Raw genomic sequence first — 11670 nt, 5'->3', positions numbered from 1 at the left:
ATGACGGCGAGGACGACGGCGTACGGCCAGCGCCAGCGAGGCATGTCTTCTATCTCCAGGGGTCGAGGGGGGAAGGGCGCCGCCCCGGGCGCGGGCCCGGGGCGGCGGAAGGGACGGATCAGCGGTTGAACCAGCGGTACATGGGCGAGTCCTGATCCCACTTGCCGGGACGTCCGCGCTCGTCCTTGGTGACGAACACGCTGGGCTCGGAGGCGGTGACGCCGCCGCCGGCCGAGCGTGCCGTGACGAACCAGGCGTAGGCCGTGTCGTTCTTGAGGTGCTTCCAGGTCACCGAGGCGACCTGGCCCGAGGTGGCGGTACTCCGGCCGATGATCTTCGTGGGCTTGTAGAGCGCCAGAGAGTCGGTCTTGAAGCTCGTCGTCCGGGAGGTGAGGTCGACGGGCAGGACCATGTTGTCCTCGCGCCCGTCGTAGCGGCGCAGCGGGTCGAACTCGCCGGCGCCGAAGTCGCCGAGCAGCGGGGAGTAGGTGTCCACGCTCAGCTCGGCCCGCTTGACGTCGAACTGGAGCAGCCGGAAGTAGCTGGCCCCGAACTGGAGCTGGTCCTCCGGCTTGTAGCCGCCGATCTCGGTGAGCCCGAGCCGGTCGGCCGAGACCGTGTAGAACTGGTAGTCGGCCAGCAGCTCGACCACGCCGTTGCCGATCTGACCGACCTTCGGCTTCACGTTGGTGCCCACGCCGTGCTCGTGACCGGCCAGGATGAGGAAGACGTTCGGGTTCTTCTCGACGACGGTCTTGTAGAGCATCGAGCCGTCGGGGGCGGAGAAGCCGGCGCCGCGGCCGTCGGGGTTGGTGCTCGGCACGAGGTAGTCGTGCGAGAGCAGGATGCCGTTACGGCCGGGGAACTTCTTGAAGACCGAGTCGGCCCACTCGGCCTCCTCCCTGGTCACGCCGTACGACAGGCCGACGACCACGAAGTCCAGGCCGCCCGCGGAGAACAGCTCGTAGTGGTTCTGGTTGTCGCCCTCCTTCCACGGGCCGCCGTACTTGGCGTGCTGCCAGCCCTGGGAGGCGTTCTGGTAGCGGGACGGGCCGTAGTACTTGTTGTAGATCGCCTCCGGGCCGTCCTCGGTGCCCGACTGGTTGTCGTGGTTGCCGGCGATGACGCCGTTCGGGATGCCGGCCTCGTCCAGCACGCGCTGCTGCTTCGACGACACCTCGAACTCGCCGACGACCTCGCGCTGCATGGCCTCGTCGGCGGGCTTGCGGATGTTGTTCTCGATGATGTCGCCGGTGTGGGCGACGTAGGAGATCTTGCGCTGGTCCTTGTTGGCGGCGATCCAGTTGACGATCCCGGCGTAGGCCGACTCCCACACCGCGCGCTCCTGCGCGGTCTCCTGCTCCACCGCGCCCTCGGAGATGTACTGGGTGTCGGTGAAGTGCACCATCGAGAAGTCGTACGTGGAGGGGTCGGCGAAGCCGTTCGGGTCGCCGGGGTCGATGTCGTCGGCGAACGGGTCCTCGCCGGTCACCATGACGTGCACGTCCTGCCGGTCCACGTACTCGGGGCCGACCACGGCGGTCAGGACGGTCCTGCCGTCGGCCGCGCCGCGGGCGCTGGTCAGCAGCTCCCACGCCTTGGTCCTGGTGTTCCACGCCCGCAGCGAGGCCAGGCGCTCGGGGTCGACGACGCCCTCCCAGCGCAGGACGGGCGAGTCCACGTGGCCCTGAACCTTGACGTCGTAGCGCTGGTAGACGAGGTCGCGGCCGCTGGGGGCGTCGAGCGTCCGGCCGTCGCCGGGTTCGAGCCCTTCGGCCTTGACCCGCTGCTCGCCGGGCACCTTCAGCGTCGTGGGCAGGGTCGTGGCGGTGCCCTGGTACGCCTCGTCCGGGGTGAGGATCCTGGCCTCGGAGAAGGTGGCCGACACCTGCCCACCGCCGGGCTCGCCGACCTTGGCCGACAGCGTGACGGGGTCGGACACGTCGGCCGTCCCCGGGGCCGGGGTCAGCTCGGCGGGCACGTCCGGGATGCCGGCCGACTCGAACACGATCTCCTGGGCCGCGGTGTTGCCGAGCCCGTCGACGCCGGTGACCGACAGCGTGTGCCGGCCCGCCTTCAGCCCGGGGCCCACCTTGGCGCCCAGCTCCACGGCCTGGCCGTCGAGCTTGACGTCCGGCCCGGACACGACGCCGGAGGCGTCTTCGAGCTTGACGTCCAGGACGACCGTCGCGGTGATCTTCTCGTCCGCGGCGGGGACGCTCCTGGCGACCTTCGGCGCGGAGTTGTCGGTGATCAGGACGCGGGCGGCGGTCTCGCCCGAGGTGGACTTCGCCGCCAGGGTGTGCCGGCCGTCCTTGATCGCGGTGGTGTCGAGGTCGGCGCGCAGGCCGCGGGCCGGGGCGTCCACCAGGAACTCCAGGTCGATCTCGGTCAGCGGGTTCACCGTGTCGCCGCAGTTGCCGTCGCCCATGCCGTACGAGGTCTTGATCATCTGGCCGGTCGCGGTGCCCTGCGCCGGGGTCAGGACGATGTTCGAGATCGTGAAGTCGTCCCGGTTGGCGCCGCAGGACGTCGGGTACGTGCCGGCCACGAAGTCGATCGTGTTCCAGCCGGGCACGAGGTACTCGTTCGGGATCGGCAGGTCCACCCGGCGGCTCACGAAGTCGCCGTCGAGCACCACCTTCTGGCCGTTGACCAGCACGAAGTTCTGGTAGCGCGCCTCGATCGAGTTGCTGCCCACGGTGAAGCCGAGCGTCGCCTGGCCGGAGCCGAGCGTCTCGGTGACGTGCACGGCGGGGGCGTCGATCGTCCAGCGCAGCTCTGCCTCGCGCGGGAGGGCCTGGTCGCTGCCGCAGTCGCCGTCGCCCAGCGCGTACGAGGGCTTGACGTCCTGGCCGGTCACCGTGGCGCCGTCGAGGGTCAGGGCGAGGTTGGCGATCGTGAAGTCGTCGCGGTTGACGCCGCAGGACTCCTTGTAGTCGCCGGTGACGACCTTGATCGTGTTCTCGCCGGGCGCCAGGAACCTGGCCGGGACCGCGACGGTCACCCGCCGGCTCGCCCAGGTGCCGCCCAGGTCGATGCGCTTGCCGTTGACCAGCAGGAAGTTGTCGTACTTGTCGTCGATCGAGTCCGCGCCCACGTCGAAGGCGAGCATGGCGGCGCCGTTGCCGAGCGTGGCCTTGGTGACCGGCTTGCCGCCGTCCACGGTCAGCGACTCGACGCCGCCGGATCCGGCCGCCGGGACGGTCGCGTACACCGTCTTGGCGCCGGCCACGAGCGTGCCGTCGGTGGGCAGCAGCCGCGGCGCGCCGGCCGGGGCGTTGTTCACCGTCACGGTGTTCCTGACGGTCCCCCCGGCCGCGGTGGCGGCGCTGATGACGTGCTCGCCGTTGGCCAGCTTGGTGGTGTCCACGTCGGCGGCCAGGCCGGTCGTGCCCTGCGGGTCGGACTGGGTGAAGAACGTGAGCGTGGCGCGCTTGAGCAGCGTGGTGTTGCTGCCGCAGTTGCCGTCGCCGAAGTTGAAGGTGTAGGGGTTGTCCTCGCCGTCGGCCACCTCGCCGAGCAGTTCGAGGCCCACGTCGGACAGCACGAAGTCGTCGTAGTTCTGCCCGCAGGAGGACTGGATCGTGCCGACCACGATTTCGACGGTGTTCTCGCCCTTGACCAGGTGCCCGTTCGGGATCTCGATGGTGGCCCGCTGGTTGACGAAGTTGCCGATCTCGGCCTTGTAGGCGCCGTTGACCAGCACGTAGCTGTGGTACTGCGCCTCGGTGGAGTTGGAGCCGACGTCGAAGGCCAGCTTGGAGACACCCACCGTCGGGGTGGCGGTGACGGGGGCGCCGTCGATGTCGAGCTTCGTGACGCTGTCACCGGCGCTCACCGGGACGGCGGCGAGCTTCGCCGTGCCCTCCAGGTACGAGCCGGTGGCGGGGGTGAGCGCGGGCGGGGCCGGGGTGCTCGTCGGGGTGGGGGTCGGCCGTCCCCGGCCCTGCTCCCCCGGGTCGGCGTAGGCCGCCGTCACGACACCGCCCACCAGCACCGCCGCGAGCGCGGTGGTGACGGCGAGCCGTCCCCTGCTCCTTGAACCGCCCAATAACTGTCGTGCTGCCATCGGCTGCATCGGGTCCTTCCATGACGTTCACGGGCAGCCGATGAGGCGGCGTGCCCTTCGAGCCGACACGTTGGAGCGCACGAGTGAACGTTGTGCATGGAGAGACTGAAGGGACGGGGAACTGTCTCCTCATTCTGGTCATTTACCAACAGACAGGAACAACCCCGACACAAGAGACGGCGTGACCCGCGGCCCGAAGGGCCGGGTGTCACGCCGTCGTGCCGGGCAGGGTCAGCCCTGATGCCCCGGCAGGTGCTTGCTCTCCTGGGACTTGTTGGTGGAGGGCTTCTTGTCCCCGGTGCTGCGGCTCTGGGTCGAGGAGCTGCGGCTCTTGTCCTTGTCCTTGTCGCCCGACTTCGTCTTGCGGGCCTTGTTCTGCGGCATGACGGTTCCTTCCTTCGATACGGGGAGTCAGCGAGTCGCTTGTCTCCGTAACTGCGCGTGCCCGTGGCCCGGACGGTCATACGGCAGGCCGGTCAAGGTTTCCTCAATAGGCCGAAATATCCATACATTTGCCACCGCAGGCCGCCGCTCGACGGACCAGCCCCGGACGCCGGCCTCAGATCTCGATCACGACCTTCCCCGGCACGCCGCGCTTGGCCCGGAACGCCTGCCCGGTCTCGGCCAGCGGATACACCGCGCCGACGTGGGCGCGCAGCAGCCCCGCCCCCGCCCGCGCGGCCAGCTCGGCGAGCTGGGCCCGGTCGGGCTCGACGATGAAGAACACCGCCCGCCCCGCCTCGGGGGCGACCGGCGGCGGCGCGGTGATCGAGACCAGCGCGCCGCCCGGCCTGACCTTCGCCGCCGAGCGGGCGAGCAGGTCGCCGCCGATCGTGTCGAAGATCAGGTCCACCGGCCCGACCGCCTCCTCGAACGACTGCCGCTCCAGGTCGACGAACTCGTGCGCGCCCAGTTCCACCGCCAGGCCCGCGACCCGTCCCCTGCCGGTGGCGATGACGTGCGCGCCGGCTTCGCGGGCGAGCTGGACGGCGAGCGTGCCGGTGCCGCCGCCCGCGCCGTGGACGACGACCGTCCGGCCCGCCTCCAGGCCGCCGTGGGTGAACAGGCCCTGCCAGGCGGTCAGCCCGGCGAGGGGCAGCGCGGCCGCCTCGGTGAAGGTGACGTTCGCGGGGATGTGGGCGAGGTTGCGCGCCTCGGCCGCCACGTACTCCGCCGCGCCGCCGTCGCGGTGCCAGTCGGTCAGGCCGAAGACGCGGTCGCCCACGGACAGGCCGGTGGTGCCGTAGGCGACCTCGGACACCACGCCCGCCACCTCATGGGCGGGGACGGACGGCGCGCGGTCCCGCCCGGCCCGGTCGGTCCACGTCCCCGGCCACTCCAGCTCGTCGGGGACGAAACCGGCCGCGTGCACGCGTACCACCACGTCGCCGGTGGCCGGGCGCGGCATGGGGGCGTCCTCCAGGACGAGGTCGCCGCCGGGCCGGTGAACGCGTATCGCTCTCATGGTCATGACCTCTCCGTTCGTCGTCATTGTCGACGACAGGACGGGACAGCGGCCCGGAATGTGACGGCGACGCGCCGGTCAGGGCCAGGCCCACCGGATGCCGACCAGGCCGGGCTGCAGGGCGGCGGCCATCAGGTGGACGGCGTGCTGGGAGTTCAGCGTCAGCTCGGCGGCGGTCGGCTCGCCGCCGCCCGGACCGCGCCGGGCGAAGCGGTGGATGCGCACCGGCAGCTCGGCCGGGTCGAACGCCACGCGCAGCACGTACTGGCCGGCGGGGAAGCGGAAGCCGCGCTCGTAGAAGCAGGACTCGGCGCCGCTGAGGTCGGCGATCCGGTACCGCAGCACGTGGGTGTCCCCGACCCGCAGCGACCGGTCGAACAGCAGCTCGGCGACCACCGTGGCGCTCGCGCCGTCCCTGGTGACGCGGCCGACGCGGCAGTCCTCAAGGGCGGTGACGGTGACGTGCTCCACGTCGCAGCCGGCGTCGCCGCGATAGATCATGATGTAGCGGTCGGCGCCCTCCTCGTGGGCCTGGACGACCTGCGTGGTCTCGCGGCTGGTGAGGCTGCGGTCGGGGCCGATGCGCAGCGACTCGTACATGACGGCGATGTGCAGGCGGCGGTCGTCGGCCACCGCGTCCAGCTCGTCCAGCATGGCGGAGACCACCTGGGCCGGCCGGAACAGGGTCGAGTACGCCACCCCGGGCGCGCGTCCGCGTGGCTTCGGCGGCCCGAGCAGGCCGAGCAGCGCGCGGGGCGGCAGGTCGAGGATCTCCTCCAGGGCTCCCACGGCCCGCAGCGACTCCTCGCGCTCCGGCCGGCGCAGGCCCTGCTGCCAGTAGCTCAGCGTGCTCACCCCGACGTTCAGGCCGCGCTGCGCCAGGCGGTGGCGCAGCCGTTCGAGGGTCAGCCCCCGCGCTCCGACCGCGGCCCGCAGGGCGACGTGAAAGGGGCCCGCGCGCAGCGCGGCCTGGAGCTCATCCGCCACGTTGTGAATGTTCACAGATTTCCACAGATTCGTCATCACTTCATGAACGTCATGAAATGTCACCTTCCACAGTGATCTGTCAGGGAAATGTGCTCCCTCTTGTACGGACATCACCGCAGGTCGAACATCCTTCGCAGCACCCCCCAGCAGAAGGAGCGCCTATGTTCCGCCTGGCCGTGGCCCTCGCCCTAGCGGCGGCCACCTGGATCGCGAGCAGCCCCCCGGCCGACGCCGCGACCTGGTACAAGCTGAACTTCACCCAGCAGTCGCAGCAGTACTCCAACTGGTGCTGGGCCGCGACGGGCAACTCCGTCGCCGCCTACTACGGGTACTCCTACAGCCAGAACCAGTTCTGCAACCTGGCCTTCAACCGCGGCGTCAACACGAGCTGCCCCAACAACCAGGCGACCCTCGGCAACGACCAGACGGCCTTCCGCCAGATCGGCATCAGCCCCGGCGTGTACGTCTACGACTACCTCACCTACGCCGCCATCGTCAGGGAGATCGACGCCCAACGCCCGATCATGGCCCGCATCCAGTGGACCAGCGGCGGCGGCCACATGGAGGTCATCTACGGCTACGACCAGAGCTCGTCGTACGTGTACTGGAGCAACCCGTGGCCGTCCAGCACCCGCTACAACTGGTCCACCTACAGCTACTACGTCTCGAACTCCTCGTTCTTCTGGACCCACTCGCTCGACTACATCGGCGCGTGAGGGAGGCCATCGACATGAAGCTCATCGCAGCGGTCGCGGCCCTGACCGCCCTGTTCCTGTGGGTCCCGAGCCCCGCGCTGGCCGACCCCGGCGCCCCCACCCAGGCCGACATCGACGCCGCCAGGACCGCCGCCGCGGGCGCCGGCGACACGGTCGGCCGCTTCTTCGCCGGCCAGGGCAGGCAGACCAGCCTCGCCCCCGTGCCGGCGCGGATCGACGGTCCCACGGTCGCCGTCAACGACCTCAATCCGGACTTCGTCGCCGGACGGTCGGCGGAGATCGCCCGCTTCGCCTTCCTCGCCACCGGGGCGACCGCGCCGGACGGGCAGACCGCCTCCGTCTGGACGACCCGCGACCGCCGGGGCACGTGGGTGGTCAGCAACATCGCCAGCGGCGGCGACGAGCAGACGTACGCGGGCCAGACCGGCACCGTGTTCCGCGAGCCGCAGCTCAACGCCTGGTACGCCCTGCGCGACGGCACGGTCGTGCCGCTCAACGCCGAAGCGGCGCAGTCGGTCGGCCGGGCCGGCGTCCCCGTGGCCGACTACCGGCGGCTGGCGCAACAGCGCTACGCCGCCAAACTCCCCGGCAGCACCTATGCCAGGGACGGCTACGCGGGCGGCTACGGCGTCCCCGGCCCGGGGGGCACCCCCCTGCCCTGGGCCGTGGGCGCCGTGGTCCTGCTCGGCGCGGCGATCACCGTTCGCCTGCTGAGAACCCGCCGCACCTGACAAGATCCGGTGCACGGCCCGCGCCTCCACGGCCATCTCGGCGGAGGCGCGGGCCTCCCTTCTGAGTAGCCCTTACTCATGCCGTCCACCGGCACGCGCCCCCACCATGGCGGCACAGCTGCTCATCCACGAGGGGGGACGACCATGGCAGACATCCTCAGCGCGGCGGCCGCGGGGCCACCGGCTCCACCGTCCGCGCCGGTGCTGGACAACTCTGCGCGGGAGGTGCTGAAAGGCACGCTCGTTCCGCTGCGGGTGCCCACGGCGCACGACGATCCGGGCGGCGGCATCGTCAAGCTCGGGGCGGTCCGGCAGCTCGCGCTGGCCCCCGGCGACACCGACGGGGTCCGCGACCGCCTCCGCGCCGGCCACGCCGCCGAAGGCGTGTCCGGCGAGGCGCTGGACCTGCTCAGGCGCTTCGAGGAGCAGCCCGCCGCGGCACTGCGCCCGGACCCCGCCGCGCTGTCGCGGGTGCCGGCCGCCGAACTGGCGCTGTTCGCCGGGACGCTCGTCGAGCTGCGCGCCGAACGCCTGCGCGAGGCGGAGCGCGCGGGCGCCGGGGACGCCGGCCGGGCCGCGCAGGCGCTCAACACCGCCGCGGTGGCCCTGCGCGGCCTGACGGTCAACACCGCCGCGCCGCCCATCGGCCTGCTCAACCTCGAACGCATCGAGATGGTCCCGGTGGGCATCCAGCGCGGCGAGCTCGTCTCGACCATCCCGCTCGCGCCCGGCGAGGAGACCGCGGTCACGCACAAGGAGTGGTCGGTCACCTCGAAGGAGTTCACCACCATCGTCACCGACTCGCTGGAGGCGGTCAGCGAGACGGGCGTGACCGACAACACCGACCTGGCGCAGTCGACGTCGTCGCAGAGCCAGCACTCCAACCAGTTCAACATCACCGGCACGGTCCAGGGCGGCATCCCGATCATCTCCGGTTCGAGCACCACCGGGTTCACCGCGCAGGGCTCGGAGTCGGCCTCGGCCGCCGAGAGCGTCAAGCACGCCCGCGCCACCACGCAGAAGGCGTCCTCGCGCTCCCGCCGCGAGCACAAGGTGACCATCTCCACGACCACCGTGACGGGGTCGGAGGAGACCTCGACCCGGATGCTGAAGAACACGGGCAACGACCCGGTCCGGATCGACTACTTCAGCCTGATGCGCAAGTGGCGGGTCCGGCTCTACCGGTACGGGCTGCGCCTGACGTACGACATCGCGGTCCCCGAGCCGGGGGCGTCGATGCGGCGGGCGTACGCGGAGCTCGAACTGCTCCGCTCGCGGCAGGGGCCCTTCGAGTTCCCGGTCAGGCACGCCGACATCACCACGGACCTGGTCGACCAGGACGGCCATCCGTCGCCGACCGGCGTCCCGAAGTACCAGTGGCTGGCCGACCGGTACGGCGTCACCGTCCGGCCGCACCCCGAGGAGCCGACGCCGCTGACCGTCAGCTCGCACGTCAACACCGACGGGAACTGGTGGTTCCTGGACCTGGAGTTCGACGTGCCCGGCGGCACGCACATCCGGGAGATCATGCTGGACGCCCAGGTCGGCAAGGACGACTCCGACGACAAGATGAACTTCGACGTCATCGGCGCCCGTTCGGAGCCGACGTGGCGCAACCTGTCGGACGCGCTCATCATCCGCGACCACCGGATCATGTCCTTCGACGGCGCCACGCCCTACATGCGCGGCTTCACCGGCCGTCACAAGATCACCTTCTTCTTCCACCACTCCGAGCGGGTGTTCGTCGGGCTCGGCGTGCGGCTCGACCTGACGGACGAGGCCGTCGAGCAGTGGCGCACCGACGTCTGGAACACGCTCTACAACGCCGCCCAGACCAGGTACTTCGCCGAGCAGGAGGACATCGCCGCGCGCATCGCGGCCGTCGAGGACGGCCTGGCGAACGTCGACACCCTGACGCTGCGGCGCGAGGAGAGCGACGAGATCATGAAGTGCGTCCTGCGGTTCGTCCTCGGGAGCGACTTCGACTTCATGCCGGCCGACGTCCTGGCCGCCTTCCTCGCCGCGCACGTGGACCTCCAGCACGGCATCGGCTTCGACGGGCCGAGCCTCGGCCTCAGCCCCGAGCAGTGGACGCTGCTGCGGCGGCACGAGGACCTGGTGCGCTTCATCAACCAGGCGATCGAGTGGGAGAACGTGGTGACGTTCCTCTACTCCTACTTCTGGGACGTCCCGCCGAGCTGGCCGTTCATCCGGCAGTTGCGGCACCCGGACCCGACCAGGCAGGCGTTCCTGCGAGCCGGCAGCGCGCGGATCGTCCTCACCGTGCGCAAGGGCTGGGAGGAGGAGTGGATGCGCTTCGCCGAGGGAGGCGCGGTCGGCGCGCCGGTCCCGGCGCCGTACCTGACGATCGCGCAGGAGATCGCGGCCTACGACGACCGCAACTATCCCGGCATCCCGCCCGCCAACCCCGAACGCGCGGCCGCCCGGCTCCAGGACGCCGCCTTCACCACGTCGTCCTCGGACCTCGCGCCGAGCCCGAACCCGGTGAACATCAAGGTCGGCAACAGCTCGGCGTTCGTCGTCGGGCTGCCCGTCGTGCTGGACGTGGAGGACGACCGCCGCATCCAGGAGGCGCAGGTCGTCGTCGCGATCCCGGACGCCACGCACATCGTGGTCGAACGCCTGAGCTTCGCCCACCGCGGCACGCAGTCCCCCGTGCCGATCCTGCAACCCGGCGAGAAGGGGGCGCTCATCGCCGAGTGGCACGAGTACACGCCGTCGTCCGGCACCGACATCGCGCTCACGTCCAACCTCGCGACGATCTCGTAGGGCGGCGGGCGGCCCGATGACGTACTTCTGCTTCCAGAGGAGCCAGGACGACCGGGTCTCCCGGATCTCCCTCACCGTCGGCGAGGAGAGCCGGCCGATGATGTGGAAGGGCGAGAAACCTGACGACAACGTGCACGCCGTGCTCTTCCACCACGATCCCGGGCTCGTGTTCCTGGAGGAGACCCGGGCGTCCTACTCGCCGCAGGGCTCGTACCGGGTGTTCGCGCTGACCGGCAGGACGCCCGGCTCGGGCCGGTTCGAGGCCGTCGACGTGCCGCGGACGGGCGCCCTGAGGACGCTCGGCCAGTTCGACCTCGACGTCCGCGACCCCGCCGACGACCAGGCCGACCTCGTCTACACCGGCAGGTTCCTGTACTGGCGCAGGTCCATGCCCGCCTCGCTCCGGGGTTCGGGCACCCTGCTGTACGCCGCCACCTCGGGCCTGGTGGGACACCAGATCGGCAGCATGCAGAACAGCAAGGACCACGGCCCGCTGCCCGAGGGGCTGTACACGTTCCTCACCCACGTCGATCCCCGCCAGAACTCCGTCGAGGCGGCGAACCAGCGCGGCGACAAGGCCGTCTCCAATCCCGGGGAGGGCATCCAGTTCCTTCCCGTGGGCGGCAACGGCCCGGTCTTCCCCGACTGGGGCACCTTCCGCGTCCGGCTCACCCCGATCCAGGGGAACATGTACGGGCGTGGCGGCTTCTACCTGCACAACTCACACAAGGGGTACAGCCACGGTTGCGTCGAGGTCGGTGTGAACGCCGACGGCCTCGACTTCTTCTCCGGCCTGCTGGCCTACGCCGGCAGCCAGCCGCGCAAGGCCAAGCTGGTGCTGCGCGTCAAGTACTCCTATCCCGAGCAGGGCACCCTGGGCAGAACCCTCCGCTGACGCGCCCGGGGGGT

General features: G+C 70.8%; 8 protein-coding genes. 4 read left to right on the top strand and 4 right to left on the bottom strand.

All coding sequences use genetic code 11. The features are described 5' to 3' along the window. Positions 1 to 118: 118 nt before the first annotated feature. The 4 genes from ABZ815_RS51430 to ABZ815_RS51415 form a co-directional block, all read right to left on the bottom strand. Complete coding sequence (locus tag ABZ815_RS51430) at positions 119 to 4072, bottom strand: metallophosphoesterase (RefSeq protein ID WP_357710515.1); 3954 nt, start codon at positions 4070 to 4072, stop codon at positions 119 to 121. A gap of 231 nt (positions 4073 to 4303) precedes the next feature. Beyond that, a complete protein-coding gene (locus ABZ815_RS51425) occupies positions 4304 to 4456 on the bottom strand; it encodes a hypothetical protein (protein ID WP_357710513.1) in 153 nt (50 codons plus the stop codon). A 175-nt stretch (positions 4457 to 4631) separates the two neighbouring features. Next, positions 4632 to 5543, bottom strand: a complete 912-nt coding sequence (locus ABZ815_RS51420) for an NADP-dependent oxidoreductase (protein WP_357710511.1) — start codon at positions 5541 to 5543, stop codon at positions 4632 to 4634. Positions 5544 to 5615: 72 nt separating this feature from the next. Next, positions 5616 to 6524 carry a hypothetical protein gene (locus tag ABZ815_RS51415; protein WP_357710508.1) on the bottom strand — a complete coding sequence of 303 codons (909 nt, stop codon included), beginning with the start codon at positions 6522 to 6524 and terminating at the stop codon, positions 5616 to 5618. Positions 6525 to 6685: 161 nt separating this feature from the next. Between ABZ815_RS51415 and ABZ815_RS51410 the strand changes: the two genes are divergently transcribed. The 4 genes from ABZ815_RS51410 to ABZ815_RS51395 all read left to right on the top strand — a co-directional run bounded on the left by ABZ815_RS51410 (position 6686) and on the right by ABZ815_RS51395 (position 11656). After that, the gene (locus tag ABZ815_RS51410; RefSeq protein WP_357710506.1) at positions 6686 to 7240 is read left to right on the top strand and encodes a papain-like cysteine protease family protein; all 555 of its coding nucleotides are present in this window, start codon (positions 6686 to 6688) and stop codon (positions 7238 to 7240) included. Between the two features lie 14 nt (positions 7241 to 7254). Further along, positions 7255 to 7971 (top strand): hypothetical protein, encoded by a 717-nt coding sequence (locus tag ABZ815_RS51405; protein ID WP_357710504.1) that lies wholly within the window; start codon positions 7255 to 7257, stop codon positions 7969 to 7971. 144 nt (positions 7972 to 8115) lie between these two features. Beyond that, positions 8116 to 10761, top strand: a complete 2646-nt coding sequence (locus ABZ815_RS51400) for a hypothetical protein (protein ID WP_357710502.1) — start codon at positions 8116 to 8118, stop codon at positions 10759 to 10761. A 16-nt stretch (positions 10762 to 10777) separates the two neighbouring features. Further along, the gene (locus ABZ815_RS51395) at positions 10778 to 11656 is read left to right on the top strand and encodes a hypothetical protein (RefSeq protein ID WP_357710500.1); all 879 of its coding nucleotides are present in this window, start codon (positions 10778 to 10780) and stop codon (positions 11654 to 11656) included. Positions 11657 to 11670 lie beyond the last annotated feature (14 nt).

It is taken from the genome of Nonomuraea sp. NPDC047529, assembly GCF_040642995.1.
In the GTDB taxonomy this organism is placed as follows: Bacteria; Actinomycetota; Actinomycetes; order Streptosporangiales; family Streptosporangiaceae; genus Nonomuraea.
The sequence above is the reverse complement of the archived record's forward strand: the minus strand, read 5'-3'. Positions and strand labels throughout refer to the sequence as shown.

Coding starts and splice junctions, on each gene's coding strand:
- ABZ815_RS51430 (WP_357710515.1), bottom strand. CDS start 4,072: ATGGCAGCACGACAGTTATTGGGCGGTTCAAGGAGCAGGGGACGGCTC.
- ABZ815_RS51425 (WP_357710513.1), bottom strand. CDS start 4,456: ATGCCGCAGAACAAGGCCCGCAAGACGAAGTCGGGCGACAAGGACAAG.
- ABZ815_RS51420 (WP_357710511.1), bottom strand. CDS start 5,543: ATGACCATGAGAGCGATACGCGTTCACCGGCCCGGCGGCGACCTCGTC.
- ABZ815_RS51410 (WP_357710506.1), top strand. CDS start 6,686: ATGTTCCGCCTGGCCGTGGCCCTCGCCCTAGCGGCGGCCACCTGGATC.
- ABZ815_RS51405 (WP_357710504.1), top strand. CDS start 7,255: ATGAAGCTCATCGCAGCGGTCGCGGCCCTGACCGCCCTGTTCCTGTGG.
- ABZ815_RS51400 (WP_357710502.1), top strand. CDS start 8,116: ATGGCAGACATCCTCAGCGCGGCGGCCGCGGGGCCACCGGCTCCACCG.
- ABZ815_RS51395 (WP_357710500.1), top strand. CDS start 10,778: ATGACGTACTTCTGCTTCCAGAGGAGCCAGGACGACCGGGTCTCCCGG.